Source organism: Enterobacter sp. 61D5 (assembly GCF_034107965.1).
In the GTDB taxonomy this organism is placed as follows: Bacteria; Pseudomonadota; Gammaproteobacteria; order Enterobacterales; family Enterobacteriaceae; genus Enterobacter; species Enterobacter cloacae_M.
Window position 1 is genome coordinate 201,330 of record NZ_JAWNFK010000024.1, and the last position, 13,305, is coordinate 214,634.

The window sequence follows — 13,305 nt, forward strand, 5'->3', positions numbered from 1 at the left end:
AGGCCGTGTGGGGTCAGTTTGAAGTTATGTGAAGGGACGGTGAAGCGTCAGCGTGGCCATCACGCCGCCTTCATCACGATTACGCAATGTAATCTCTCCCTGATGCAGACGCGCCACCTCCTGGACAAACGCCAGCCCGAGTCCGCTGCTCTTCAATCCGTTCTCGCGCGGCAGGGAATAGAAGCGCTCAAAAATACGCTCCAGCGCGTAATCCGGGATCCCGCTTCCGCTGTCGGCGACGAGAATCTGTATCTGCCCCCGCTCTTCCCTGGCCGCCAGTTCAATAGCGCCACCCTGCGGCGTAAAATCGATAGCGTTATCCAGCAAGTTACCGAGCGCCTGTTCGAGCAGATCGGGATCGCCTTCAACATGAAGCGAAGCGGGCTGGAGGGTCAGCCCAATCTCTTTTGCCGCCAGCAGCGCCGAGCGCGCGTCGGCAAGACGCGTAAACAGCAGATCGACGCGGACGTTCTGAGGCGTAATCTCGACGCGATTTTCAAGCCGCGCCTGGGTGAGCAGCTTTTCAACCAGCGACTGCATGCGCGCGTTTTGCACCAGAATATTATCGATAAACCGCGCGGCCACCTGCGGCGGCGGCTGCTCGGAGAGAATTTCCGCCGCGCCGCGTATGGCGGCGATGGGGCTTTTCAGCTCGTGGGTCAGCGCATGGACATAGTGTTCAATGTAGTTTTTCCCTTCCAGGCGAATGCGCATTTTCTCCAGCGCCTGGGCCAGCTTGTGCAGTTCGCTGCTGCCAGGATTAGGCAGCGGGAGAGGCGTATCCGTGGTCACCGAGTCGGCATAGCGCGATAACGTCGCGATAGATCGATTGATCCACCATACCACAACGAGGCCAATTAGCAGGGCAATGCCGAGCAGCGCCCCGCCTGCCCACAGGATCCGCCGCTCGCTGCGATGGATCACCGGTGCCATCGCGCTGTTAGGTTTCCCGACCGACAGCACGCCGATAATCTTGCCCTGCTCCACAACCGGCGCAGCAACATACATCACCGTGCTCTCCGGATCGTCGGGATGGCTCTGGGTACTGCGCGCGCCGTATTCGCCGCGAAGCGTCAGCCAGACATCGTTCCAGCGCGAGTAATCTTTCCCCACGGCCAGACCGGCGGAATCAAACACGACGCGACCCTGCGCATCGGTCATGTAGACGTGGTACTCGTTACGCACTTTATGAATCCCGCCGATATTGGCGCGGAAAGGGCGCTGATGAAGCTGAGAAAAGGCCTGCGCCAGTTTACCCTGCTGCGCATGGCCCGAAAGCAAATCATCACGCCCAATTTCAGCCAGCAGGGTCGCGGTATCGATTAATGTGCCTTCGGTTGCCCTGCGCACGCCGGGCTTTACTTCCTGAACAAAGATCGACAGCACAAACCACGCGGCGATTGCCACGATCAGGAAGTACCCCAGCAATAGCCGCATCCCAATGCGCATCAGTAAAGGCCCAGACTGTAGCCCATACCGCGATGGGTGCTGATGGGTGAGAGTTCCTCGTTCACCGCCCGCAGCTTGGCGCGCAGGGTTTTGATGTGGGTGTCCACGGTACGATCGAAGCTGTCGCCGTCTTCACCCCATACCTTGTCCATGAGCTGCTGACGAGAAAAGACCCGCCCGGGGGCCTGCAACAAGGTTTTGAGCAGCAAGAATTCGTAGCGGGTCAGAGGCAGTGCTTCACCGCACCAGCTAATTCGCGCGGCAGGCTCGTTCAGTTCAAACTGCCCGATACGCAACGTTTCTGATGGTGCGGCGGATTTCTGCATGCGCCGTAAAATCGTCCGCACCCGGGCGCAGACTTCACGAGGGGAGAAAGGTTTCGCAACGTAGTCATCAGCCCCCATTTCCAGGCCAAGCAGCTTGTCTACCTCATCACTGCGCGCCGTCAGAAACAGCACGGGCAGTGAGGGATGCTGCGCCAGCAGCTGGCGGCAAAGCTCAAATCCACTGATGTCCGGCAGCCCGACGTCCAGAATGGCGAGCGCCGGAACCTGCCGCCGCGCCGCCTCCAGCACGGGTAAACCGCGTTCAAACGCCTTTACCGCGAATCCTTCCTGCTGAAGCATGTAGATCAGCGTATCGGCGATACTGGTTTCGTCTTCAACCAGCCAGACCACAGGTTGTTGCATGGTTCATCCCTGAATTAATGCCACGGCATAATCGGCACCGCGCTGATGGCGTTTTTCGGCGAGCCTTCCACCACTTTGTCAGAGTAGGCAAGATACGCCAGGGTGTTGCGTTTGGCATCATAGAAACGCACCACCTGCAGCTTTTTAAACACCAGCGAAGTCCGTTTCTGGAATACCACGTCGCCCTGCGCTTTGCCGTTTTTAATTTTATCGCTCAACTCAACCGGCCCCACCTGCTGACAAGAAATCGCCGCATCGGAGGTATCTTCCGCCAGTCCCAGCCCGCCTTTGATACCGCCCGTTTTCGCGCGGCTGACGTAGCAGGTGACGTTTTTCACGTCCGGATCGTCAAACGCCTCCACCACGATTTTGTGGTCCGGGCCGAACATTTTGAACACGGTATCGACGGAGCCAATCTGTTCTGCCTGCGCCACGCGCCCGACCATCAGCATCAACGCGGTGAAGATCAAAGTCTTGTATTTCATATTGTTACCATTCTTTAAAATTACACTGAGCGATTATTCAACACTTTAGACAAAAATGTAGCAAGATCACAGGATTAGAATATATCTGCCTGTAATGTGCTCTAAAAAGCATGAATGCGCAAAAAAAAACACTGAATGCTAAAACATCAAAAAATGCTATTATCCGCTAACCTGTTATCAGGCACCTGCTGTTTTAAGGATGAGGATAGTATATGGATCAGGCTGGAATTATTCGCGACCTGCTCACCTGGCTGGAAGGTCATCTCGACCAGCCTTTGTCACTGGATAATGTGGCGGCTAAAGCAGGCTATTCCAAGTGGCATCTGCAAAGGATGTTCAAGGATGTCACCGGTCATGCTATCGGGGCCTATATTCGCGCACGTCGTTTATCAAAATCTGCGGTGGCATTGCGCCTGACTGCGCGGCCGATTCTGGATATTGCCCTGCAATATCGTTTCGATTCGCAGCAGACCTTCACTCGCGCCTTTAAAAAACAGTTCTCGTTGACGCCAGCGCTGTATCGTCGCTCGCCTGACTGGAGCTCGTTTGGCATGCGTCCGCCGCTGCGTCTGGGCGAGTTCGCGATGCCGAAATATGAAATTGTCGCGCTGCCGGAAACCCATCTGATCGGCACGACGCAAAGCTACTCCTGTTCACTGGAGCAGATTTCTGAGTTCCGTCATCAGATGCGCGTCCAGTTCTGGCGCGACTTCCTGAGCCACGCGCCGGCGATCCCGCCAATCCTGTATGGCCTCAACGAAACGCACCCAAGCCAGGAAAAAGACGACGAGCAGGAGGTGTTCTACACCACCGCGCTGACGCCAGAGATGGCGAATGGGTATATTCAGGGTGCGAAGCCTGTCGTGCTGGAAGGCGGCGAATACGTGATGTTCGCCTATGAAGGGCTGGGAACGGGGGTTCAGGAATTTATCCTGACCGTTTACGGAACCTGCATGCCGATGCTGAATCTGAATCGCCGTAAAGGTCAGGACATTGAGCGCTACTACCCGGCGCAGGATGCCAAACCGGAAGAAGGCCCAATCAATCTGCGTATGGAATTCTTAATTCCGATACGTCGTTAACGCTGCAGTTCGTCAAGCGCAGGGGCATCGAGATGCGAAATGTCCCCTGCCATCTCCACTACCCAGCCCGACGCCAGCCACGCGCTTTCCTGATAATCAATCCGGGAAATCGAGCAGTTGCGCAGACGCAAACGGCGCTCAGCGTAAGCCGGTAGCCCCAGAATGGTGCTCACCAGGCAACCCAACGCAATCCCGTGACTCACCAGCAGCGGACGGCTTCCCGCCGGCAGCTTCAGGCATTCCGCCAGGGCGGCATGCATGCGTACGCTAAGCTCCTGCATGGATTCGCCTTCAGGAATACGACCATCTTCGGTGCCGTTCACCAGCGTGCGGCGCCAGCCCTCCTCCGCTTCCGTCAGCGTATCGATATGGCGTTTTTCCAGCACGCCCATATCCAGCTCGCGCAGGCGCGGCTCCAGCATGACGTCGCAGCCGCAGGCATCTGCGATGATGCGCGCCGTCTGCTGTGTGCGACCTAAATCGCTGGTAATCACGTGGGTAATGCCCAGCGTTCTGGCGCGTTCCGCCACCTGCCACGCTTGCTGCACACCCTTCTCGGTGAGAGGACTGTCTGACTGGCCTTGAATACGTCGCTCGGCGTTCCACTGCGTTTCACCGTGGCGAACAAGGTATACCTGTAACATGCTTTTTTTCCGTTATACTGCGATGAGTTTTTTTTGAATCGAGCTTAATTATGCACCATGTTGTCTCTGCTACCACTAATCCTGCCAAAATTCAGGCAATTCTAAGGGCATTTGACGAGATCTTCGGCGCAGGATCCTGCCATATTGAGGCCATCGGCGTCGAGAGTGGCGTTCCTGAACAGCCGTTTGGCAGCGAGGAAACGCGCGCTGGCGCACGAAATCGCGTGGCAAACGCTAAGGCCGCCGCACCGAATGCTGATTTTTGGGTAGCGATTGAAGCAGGTATCGACGAAGGCGCAACCTTTAGCTGGGTGGTGATTGAAAGCCGCGAGCAGCGCGGTGAAGCGCGTTCGGCCACCCTGCCGCTGCCGGAGGTCATTCTGGAAAAAGTCCGTGCGGGTGAAGCGCTCGGGCCGGTGATGTCGCAGTACACCGGAATCGATGAGATTGGCCGTAAAGAAGGGGCAATTGGCGTCTTTACCGCAGGCGCGCTGACGCGTTCAGGCGTTTACCACCAGGCCGTGATTCTGGCGTTAAGCCCGTTCCATAACGCGATTTATCGGTAAGTTTGTTGGCCGGATAAAGAAAAGCCGTCATCCGGCATTTTTCAGCAATACCGCTTCCAGCCACTGGCGCAGCTCAACCGGGGCCGACTTCAGGCTGTTTGAGCCGCGGGTGATCGTTGCAATGCCCGCGCCGAGCTCATTTTTCAGCTCGCGCTGGCTCATCTCGCCGCGCAGCAGCTCTTCAATGATCCGCACGCGCGTGCCCAGCGCCTCACGCTCGTCCGGCGTGAGCATCAGCTGCATCAGGGGTAAATGCAGATCCTGTTCGTAAGACTGACGCAGCAGCTCCACAAAACGAAGCCACTCCAGATGACGTTGTTCGGCCATTGCCGAGGAATACGGGGAATGCTGGGTCATGTTATGCTGCCTCTTGTACTCTTTAGCGAGTACAGCATAACACAACCCACGCCGATCAGTAACGTCTCTGCCACTCGGCATCGCTCATCAGGGTATCTTTCTGCCCCATGAAGTAGCGATAGTAAGCGTCATAGGCCAGCACGTTCTTCACGTAGCCGCGCGTTTCCGAGAACGGGATGCTCTCCACAAACGCTACCGCGTCGATGCGTCCGGCGCTGTTGCCGAGCCAGGTGCGCACGCGTCCTGGCCCCGCGTTATACGCCGCCGAAGAGAAGATGCGGTTATTGCCGAACTGCTGATACACGTACTGGAGATAGCTGGTACCGATGTTGATGTTGGTATCCGGATCCAGAAGCTGCGACGGACTGCTGTACCCCGGAATATTAAACATCTTCACCGTGTGCGTCGCCGTGCCTGGCATAATCTGCATCAGGCCGCTGGCGCCCACCGGGGAACGGACTTTCGGGTTCCACGCGCTCTCCTGACGGGCAATCGCCATCGCGTAGCTTTGCGGGATATCTTTGCCGCTGGTATAGCGATCGAAAAGATCTTTGTACGCCAGCGGGAAACGCTCTTCCAGATGATCCCAGAGCTTGCCGGCGATCGTCGCCTGCACGCTGAGATCCCACCAGTGATTATCAAACGCATAGCGGGCAAGCTGGGCTTTCTCATCGGTGGTGCGGCTGGTCACCAGATTCGCCCACTCGCTGCGCGCGGTGTTATCCATATTCCAGTACATCAGCTCGCGAACGCGCGCCATTTCTGGCCCCTGCGTCAGCGCCGGGTTCGCGTTGGCAGGCGCTTTATCTATACGGAAGGTGTATTCCTCGCCCAGACGCTGCGCGGCAGCCATTGGGTAAAACCCGCGCTGCTGCATCAGCGTATGGAGGATATCTTTGGCTTCATCATCACGGCCGCGCTCCATCAGCAGGTCGGCCTGCCAGTAGCGCCATTCGTCTTTCTCTTTGGCCTCCATTGGCAAACGCGCGAGCCAGGTATTGAGCCCACGACGATCGCCCGTGCCCAGCGCCATGCGCACGCGGCGTTCCACCAGCGACGTAGAATTCGAACGCATAATCGCATCGTCACGCCAGCGCGCCTGTTCATCGGTCACATCGGTGCCCATCAGTCGCCACGCCACAATGTCGCGCAGCTCCTGGGTTTGCTCCTCATTGAGCTGCTGCGCCTGCACCAGCTGCGGGATCATCAGCCGCGCGTTTTCCACATCGTCACGCGCCACGCTGGCAAAGGCCACCGCCGCCATCTGGCGGGTAAAATCGGTCGCGCCCGTACTGCGGGCAAAGGTCAGCACGCTGTTCGGATCGTTTGCCAGCGAGATAACCGCCGTGGAGATCGTCTGGTAATCGGACGGCATCTGCCCCGCCAGCGTGGTCACCAGACGCGTGTTACCGGCTTTCATCGCCAGACGGATGCGCTCAAGGTAGGACAGCGGATCCTGCTTGCCGGAAGCGCGCCACGCGCTAAACAGGGAATCACAGGCGTTCGGCTGGTTTTTTCCGGTCAGCCAGAGCTCTTTCGCCCCGGCCCAGGCCTCTTCCTGCTGGCCGGTCGCCCATTTCGCGTAGTAATAGTTACACTGGGCTTCGGTGGCATTCGGCTTCTCAGGGCTAAACGCCAGCAGGCCGCGCCAGTCTTCGCGACGCGCCAGCTCATTCACAAAGCGAGACTGGAGGTTTCGGGCAGGCGGCAGGGTCGGGTTCGCCTGAATGAAGTTATTCACGGTGACGGTAGGCTGGTTCATCAGGTCGTCCGTAATCTGGCGATACTCCAGATACGGATACAGAGGATAATCCTTTAGCGTCGGCATCAGCGCCTGCACGGTATCCATCTGCTTGTTGTCCCACGCCTGTTTAATCTGGGCGTAGCGGTTACGTTGTTCATCCAGTGAATCGGCATGCACCGCCTGGCTTACCGCCATTACGCATACGCTGGCAGCCAGCAGACGCCAGACCACCCGTTTGGCTTTTTCCACAAGCTCTTCCTCATTGTTTTTTCGTCAATTGCAGCGTCTTGCCACGTCAAAGTCTAATTAACTTATGCTAACCAGGCATCCTTCAACGCGCCACGTCATGGACACTTTTTTACCTTTCTTGCGCGTTTTAACACTCCCGACGTTCCTGGCTGGGATTAGGACGTGAAAAAGGCTACACTTCGAGGCTGAAATTCCTTCTCATTACGATAAAAGAGGCGAAGTCCAACGTGGCTCAATTCGTTTATACCATGCATCGTGTCGGCAAAGTTGTCCCGCCGAAACGTCATATTCTTAAAAATATCTCGCTGAGCTTCTTCCCGGGCGCAAAAATCGGTGTTCTGGGTCTCAACGGTGCCGGTAAGTCCACCCTGCTGCGCATCATGGCCGGCATTGATACAGACATCGAAGGTGAAGCCCGTCCGCAGCCTGGCATCAAGATTGGTTACCTGCCGCAGGAACCTCAGCTGAACCCGGAACACACCGTTCGCGAATCCGTTGAAGAAGCGGTATCCGAAGTGGTTAACGCGCTGAAAGGTCTGGATGAAGTGTATGCCAAATACGCCGAGCCGGATGCGGACTTCGACAAGCTGGCCGCGCAACAGGGCAAGTATGAAGAGATCATCCAGGCGCACGACGGTCACAACCTGAACGTGCAGCTGGAGCGCGCGGCAGATGCCCTGCGTCTGCCGGACTGGGATGCGAAAATCGCGAACCTCTCCGGGGGTGAACGCCGCCGCGTGGCGCTGTGCCGCCTGCTGCTGGAAAAACCAGACATGCTGCTGCTCGACGAACCGACTAACCACCTGGATGCAGAATCCGTGGCGTGGCTGGAGCGCTTCCTGCACGACTTCGAAGGCACCGTTGTGGCGATTACCCACGACCGTTACTTCCTCGACAACGTCGCTGGCTGGATCCTGGAGCTGGACCGCGGTGAAGGTATTCCGTGGGAAGGCAACTACTCTTCCTGGCTGGAGCAGAAAGATCAGCGTCTGGCGCAGGAAGCTTCTCAGGAAGCGGCGCGTCGTAAGTCTATCGAGAAAGAGCTGGAGTGGGTTCGTCAGGGCGCGAAAGGCCGTCAGTCTAAGGGCAAAGCCCGTCTGGCACGCTTCGAAGAGCTGAACAACACCGAATACCAGAAACGTAACGAAACCAACGAACTGTTTATTCCGCCTGGAGCACGTCTGGGGGATAAAGTGGTTGAAGTTACCAACCTGCGTAAGTCCTACGGCGACCGTCTGCTGATCGACGACCTGACCTTCTCCGTACCGAAAGGCGCTATCGTCGGGATCATCGGTCCGAACGGCGCGGGTAAATCGACCCTGTTCCGCATGATGTCCGGTCAGGAACAGCCTGACAGCGGCTCTATCACCCTGGGTGAAACCGTGAAGCTGGCCTCCGTTGACCAGTTCCGTGACGCGATGGATAACAGCAAAACCGTGTGGGAAGAAGTCTCCGGCGGTCTGGATATCATGCGTATCGGCAACACAGAGATGCCAAGCCGCGCCTATGTTGGCCGCTTTAACTTCAAAGGCACCGACCAGGGCAAACGCGTGGGCGAGCTGTCCGGCGGTGAGCGTGGTCGTCTGCACCTGGCGAAGCTGCTGCAGGTGGGCGGTAACGTTCTGCTGCTCGATGAACCAACCAACGACCTGGATATCGAAACCCTGCGCGCGCTGGAAAACGCCCTGCTGGAGTTCCCGGGCTGCGCGATGGTTATCTCGCACGACCGCTGGTTCCTGGACCGTATCGCGACCCACATCCTGGACTACCAGGACGAAGGTAAAGTGGAGTTCTTCGAAGGTAACTTCACCGAATACGAAGAGTACAAGAAACGCACGCTGGGCGCCGACGCGCTGGAGCCGAAGCGTATTAAGTACAAGCGTATCGCGAAATAAAAGCAAAACGGCAACCTCGGTTGCCGTTTTTTATGTTTGTACCCTCTCCCCGTGGGAGAGGGCCAGGATGAGGATATCAGGCGGCACAAACTCAGCCACCCACGTAATACCGCTTCACCTCGTCAAACTGCATCGCAAACTCGATATAGCTCATCAGCGCGGGCGAATTCAGCTTGCGGCTCGGATAGGCCAGCCACAGATCGTTACCTTCAACATTCCACTCCGGCAGCACCTGAACCAGCGCACCTTTTTCAATTTTATCTTCCAGCAGAAATGCGGGTAAGAGCGTGATCCCTGCACCGGCAATCGCACACTCGCGGGCGTATACCAGATTATCGGTCATGTGCGCGTTATCCGGCAGGTAGCGGTAATCCTCGCTCTCGCTTCGCAGAAGCCACTCCGACCACGCCCGGTGCGTAATGCAGCGGTGCTCCACCAGCTGGCGGGGATGCGTCAGCGGCTCCCGACGCGCCAGATAGTCCGGCGAGGCCAGCATGTAGCGCGGGCAGTGCCCGATCATCCGGCCAATCAGGGAGGAGTCCTGCGGCTTACCGGTGCGCAGCGCTACGTCAAAACCGGCCTCGACCAGATCCACCACATCATCAGAAATCGACACATCCAGCGAAACGTCAGGATAGCAAAGCTGGAACTCGGCATTCATGTGCGCCAGCAGCGTCGCCCCTATCCCCGCCGGACAGGTGATGCGCAGCCGCCCGCTGGGGTTTTCGCGCAGGCGCTGAATGGCATACTCTGCCCGCTCGCTGGCCGCCAGCATCTCACGACAGTGCACCAGATAGTGCTCGCCCGCAAACGTGAGGCTGATCCTGCGCGTGGTGCGGTTCAGCAGGCGGATACCCACCTGCTGCTCCAGCTGGCTAATTCGCTGACTAACGCTGGATTTCGGCAGTTCGGCCTTCTGCGCCGCCGCGGTAAAGCTTCCCATCTCCGCCACCAGCGCGAAAAGCGCCATATCCTGCAGCTGTTTAAACATGATTGTTCATCCTGTACGAACGCTGAGTTCTCGATTGTCCATCTTATCACGCAGCTGTCCACTTTATAGACTAGCCTCAACAAAACGCATTCCATTGAGGAGCACACCATGTCTGTTAAAGCCATTGCCGTTAACCCAGAAAATCCGTCCACCTTCATTGAAATCACCCCGCCGATGCCGCAGCCCGGCGAGCACGATCTGCTGGTGGAGGTGAAGGCCGTCTCCGTAAACCCGGTCGATACCAAAGTCCACGCAGGCATTGCCAGGAACGGGTTGAATGAGCCGCGCATCCTCGGGTGGGATGCCAGCGGGATCGTCAAAGCCGTGGGGGCTAGCGTGACCGGATTCAAACCGGGGGATGAAGTGTGGTATGCGGGCGACATCACCCGCCCGGGCAGCAACACCACGCATCAGCTGATCGATGCGCGGATTGTCGGGCATAAGCCTGCCAGCCTCGGCTGGGCAGCGGCTGCCGCGTTGCCTCTGACCGCCCTTACTGCCTGGGAAGGATTATTCGAGCGGCTGAACATTCAGGATGCCGGGGCGGATAAAACGCTGCTGATCATTGGCGGCGCGGGCGGAGTGGGATCGCTGGCGATCCCCTTTGCGAAGCACAGCAGCAAGGTGAAAATCATCGCGACGGCATCAAGAGAAGATTCCGCCCGCTGGTGCCGTGAACGCGGGGCTGACGTTGTCGTCAACTACCGCGACCTGAAAGGCGAGCTGGCGAAACAGGGGCTGACCTTTGTGGATTACATTTTTATCCTCAACGATACCGACGGGCACTGGGATGCGGTCTGCGAACTGATTGCGCCGCAGGGGCATATCTGCTCCATCGTTGAGAATGAACGTCCGCTGAACCAGGACAAGCTGAAGTCCAAATCCGCCGCCCTGCACTGGGAATTTATGTACACCCGCAGCATGTACCAGACCGCGGATATGGCGCGTCAGGGTGAGATCCTCAATGAGGTGGCAAAACTGGTGGATAACGGCGTGGTGGAAAGTTCGCTCAGCGAAACGCTGCACGGGCTGAGCGTGGAAAGCATTACCGAGGCGCACCGTAAAGTGCTGGAGGGACATATGCGGGGGAAAGTGGTGGTTGAGTTCTGAGTGGTTTGATGCCCTCTCCCGGCCCTCTCCCACAGGGAGGGCCGGGAGAGGGGTAAGTTTTTACCCCTGCTCCCCCATCATCTCCTTCACCAACTCGACGCAGCGCAGGAAGCGGGAGTCGTAGTCCGACTCTTCCACATGCACAAACTCAACGTTGTTTTCGTTGAGCATCTCCACCAGCATGGACTGGAATTCCCGCCTGTCCACGGAGCTGCCGAGGCTGCGCATGCCGTCAGCGACCCACGGGGTGTTGTTCTCCAGCAGGATCACCAGGTCAAAGCGGTATTCGTCAATCAGCGCCTGCACGAACGGGTGCTCGCGCCCTTCGTATTTTTTACAGAACGCCTGCGTGGTCACGAAATCGGTATCGATAAACGCCACTTTGTTGGCGTATTTGACCGCAAAATCAATGTACTGGGCATGACCGAGCGCGATTTTGTCGTAGTCGGAATACTGCAGCGCCATCTCATCGCCGCCAAGGTGCGAGAAGACATAATCGCGTCCGTACTCCCACGCGCTGGTAGTGTTGAAGATGTTTGCCAGCTTGTTGACCAGCGTTGATTTACCGCTCGACTCGCCGCCAAGAATAGCTACCGTGCGCACAAAGAACGGCTTCACTTCGGTCGGAATGTAATCCCAGTAGCGGAACGGGTTTTCACGGATCTGCGCCCCGCTGATGTTCATAAAGGTACGTTTCGGGTCGATCAGCACCGTCTCGATACCCAGATGCTCGCGGAACTGCGGCGCGTCGGACTCTTCAGAGGTGTAGATCCAGTTAGGCGCAATGCCCTTCTCTTCCATAAACGCTTTGATGCCGTTGCTCCACACGTCCCAGCCGTGCGGATAAGGCTCCATACCCTCTTCGTTAAAGGCATGAATACGAATATTTTTCTGATACTTAAAGGTCTGGAGCAGCCAGCGCAGGCGGTCCGGCACGGTGGGCTGCTGCGACATGGCACTGTCTTCAAACAGCTGGCGGTCACGGGTTTCGTCGTAGCCCATGATGATGTGCAGCTCGTCAACCTGGCTACAGGCGCGCTGGATCAGATAGATATGTCCGGTATGCAAGGGGTAAAACTTGCCGAACACCACGCCGATGTTCTTTTGCATACGCGGGAACTCCAGCCCCAGAAAGCGGTGCAGCGCTTCCAGCTTCTGCGCGCTGGGGCTTTTGATTTTGGCGTTCAGCAGCTGGCTCAGGTAGCCTTTGGTCATGCCGCTGGCATCCGCCACCTGCTGCAGAGTGCAGCCCTTCTGGCGGATTGCGGTCTTGATGTAGTCAAATGATGACATAAATTACGGTGCCTCCTGCAAAATCAAATTTACGTAATTATAAGTCGTCAAAGACATTTAACGCATCTGCGAGTTTTTTCACGCCAAATACCTGCATCCCTTCCGGGATCTTTTTCGGCACGTTGGCGGCGGGAACGATCGCCCGGCGGAAGCCGTGTTTTGCCGCCTCGGAGATACGCTCCTGCCCGCTGGGTACCGGACGGATTTCCCCGGCGAGGCCCACTTCGCCGAAGACCACCAGATCCTGCGGCAGCGGTCTGTCGCGCAGGCTGGAGACCATCGCCAGCAGCAGCGCCAGGTCTGCGCTGGTCTCCGTGACTTTGACGCCGCCGACCACGTTAACGAAGACGTCCTGATCCGCCATCTGCAGCCCGCCGTGACGGTGCAGCACCGCCAGCAGGATCGCCAGACGGTTCTGTTCCAGACCGACCGCCACGCGCCGCGGGTTGCCCATCATCGACACGTCCACCAGCGCCTGAATTTCGACAAGCAGCGGGCGCGTCCCTTCCCATAGCACCATCACCGAGCTGCCGGACGTGATCTCATCGCCGCGGCTCAGGAAGATGGCCGACGGGTTGCTGACTTCGCGCAGCCCCTGTTCGGTCATGGCAAACACGCCCAGTTCGTTCACCGCGCCAAAGCGGTTCTTGTGGCTGCGCAGGGTACGGAAGCGGGAGTCCGCGTCGCCATCGAGCATTACGGAGCAGTCGATACAGTGTTCCAGCACCTTCGGCCCGGCCAGCGAGCCGTC

Annotated in this window: 13 protein-coding genes; 4 read left to right on the forward strand and 9 right to left on the reverse strand. The window is 57.7% G+C overall.

What is annotated here, in order from left to right:
* Nucleotides 1-24: 24 nt before the first annotated feature.
* Genes creC through creA form a run of 3 tightly spaced genes read right to left on the reverse strand, consistent with a single transcriptional unit; the run spans nucleotide 25 to nucleotide 2,623 of the window.
* The gene (gene creC, locus UTM25_RS20470) at nucleotides 25-1,449 is read right to left on the reverse strand and encodes a two-component system sensor histidine kinase CreC (protein ID WP_194400805.1); all 1,425 of its coding nucleotides are present in this window, start codon (nucleotides 1,447-1,449) and stop codon (nucleotides 25-27) included.
* Complete coding sequence (gene creB, locus UTM25_RS20475; RefSeq protein WP_159515481.1) at nucleotides 1,449-2,138, reverse strand: two-component system response regulator CreB; 690 nt, start codon at nucleotides 2,136-2,138, stop codon at nucleotides 1,449-1,451. Before creB ends, creC begins: the two co-directional genes overlap by 1 nt.
* 14 nt (nucleotides 2,139-2,152) lie before the next feature.
* Nucleotides 2,153-2,623 (reverse strand): protein CreA, encoded by a 471-nt coding sequence (creA, locus tag UTM25_RS20480; protein WP_023334448.1) that lies wholly within the window; start codon nucleotides 2,621-2,623, stop codon nucleotides 2,153-2,155.
* Between the two features lie 212 nt (nucleotides 2,624-2,835).
* Here creA and robA point away from each other — a divergent pair, with 212 nt between their 5' ends.
* Nucleotides 2,836-3,705, forward strand: a complete 870-nt coding sequence (robA, locus tag UTM25_RS20485) for an MDR efflux pump AcrAB transcriptional activator RobA (protein ID WP_194400807.1) — start codon at nucleotides 2,836-2,838, stop codon at nucleotides 3,703-3,705.
* Here the strand turns inward: robA and gpmB are convergent.
* The gene (gene gpmB / locus UTM25_RS20490) at nucleotides 3,702-4,349 is read right to left on the reverse strand and encodes a 2,3-diphosphoglycerate-dependent phosphoglycerate mutase GpmB (RefSeq protein ID WP_023310332.1); all 648 of its coding nucleotides are present in this window, start codon (nucleotides 4,347-4,349) and stop codon (nucleotides 3,702-3,704) included. The genes robA and gpmB overlap by 4 nt on opposite strands.
* A gap of 50 nt (nucleotides 4,350-4,399) precedes the next feature.
* Between gpmB and yjjX the strand changes: the two genes are divergently transcribed.
* Nucleotides 4,400-4,915: an inosine/xanthosine triphosphatase gene (gene yjjX, locus UTM25_RS20495; protein WP_120159185.1), complete on the forward strand. Its 516-nt coding sequence runs from the start codon at nucleotides 4,400-4,402 to the stop codon at nucleotides 4,913-4,915.
* Nucleotides 4,916-4,942: 27 nt separating this feature from the next.
* Here yjjX and trpR read toward each other — a convergent pair whose 3' ends face one another.
* Both trpR and sltY read right to left on the reverse strand, forming a co-directional pair.
* Nucleotides 4,943-5,272, reverse strand: coding sequence for a trp operon repressor (trpR, locus tag UTM25_RS20500; RefSeq protein ID WP_023310330.1), 330 nt, complete (start codon nucleotides 5,270-5,272; stop codon nucleotides 4,943-4,945).
* Between the two features lie 55 nt (nucleotides 5,273-5,327).
* On the reverse strand, nucleotides 5,328-7,265 hold the full coding sequence (sltY, locus tag UTM25_RS20505) for a murein transglycosylase (protein ID WP_126796822.1): 1,938 nt from the start codon (nucleotides 7,263-7,265) through the stop codon (nucleotides 5,328-5,330).
* 227 nt (nucleotides 7,266-7,492) lie between these two features.
* Between sltY and ettA the strand changes: the two genes are divergently transcribed.
* Nucleotides 7,493-9,160 (forward strand): energy-dependent translational throttle protein EttA, encoded by a 1,668-nt coding sequence (gene ettA, locus UTM25_RS20510; protein ID WP_006810191.1) that lies wholly within the window; start codon nucleotides 7,493-7,495, stop codon nucleotides 9,158-9,160.
* A 91-nt stretch (nucleotides 9,161-9,251) separates the two neighbouring features.
* On the opposite strand, the gene UTM25_RS20515 is transcribed toward ettA, so the two are convergent.
* The gene (locus tag UTM25_RS20515) at nucleotides 9,252-10,151 is read right to left on the reverse strand and encodes a LysR family transcriptional regulator (protein ID WP_194400808.1); all 900 of its coding nucleotides are present in this window, start codon (nucleotides 10,149-10,151) and stop codon (nucleotides 9,252-9,254) included.
* Nucleotides 10,152-10,259: 108 nt separating this feature from the next.
* Between UTM25_RS20515 and UTM25_RS20520 the strand changes: the two genes are divergently transcribed.
* Nucleotides 10,260-11,261, forward strand: coding sequence for a zinc-binding alcohol dehydrogenase family protein (locus UTM25_RS20520; protein ID WP_194400810.1), 1,002 nt, complete (start codon nucleotides 10,260-10,262; stop codon nucleotides 11,259-11,261).
* A gap of 60 nt (nucleotides 11,262-11,321) precedes the next feature.
* On the opposite strand, the gene nadR is transcribed toward UTM25_RS20520, so the two are convergent.
* Nucleotides 11,322-12,554 (reverse strand): multifunctional transcriptional regulator/nicotinamide-nucleotide adenylyltransferase/ribosylnicotinamide kinase NadR, encoded by a 1,233-nt coding sequence (gene nadR, locus UTM25_RS20525; protein ID WP_006810194.1) that lies wholly within the window; start codon nucleotides 12,552-12,554, stop codon nucleotides 11,322-11,324.
* A 37-nt stretch (nucleotides 12,555-12,591) separates the two neighbouring features.
* Nucleotides 12,592-13,305: magnesium chelatase domain-containing protein (locus UTM25_RS20530; RefSeq protein ID WP_320715267.1), on the reverse strand; the 714-nt coding region annotated here is incomplete at its 5' end.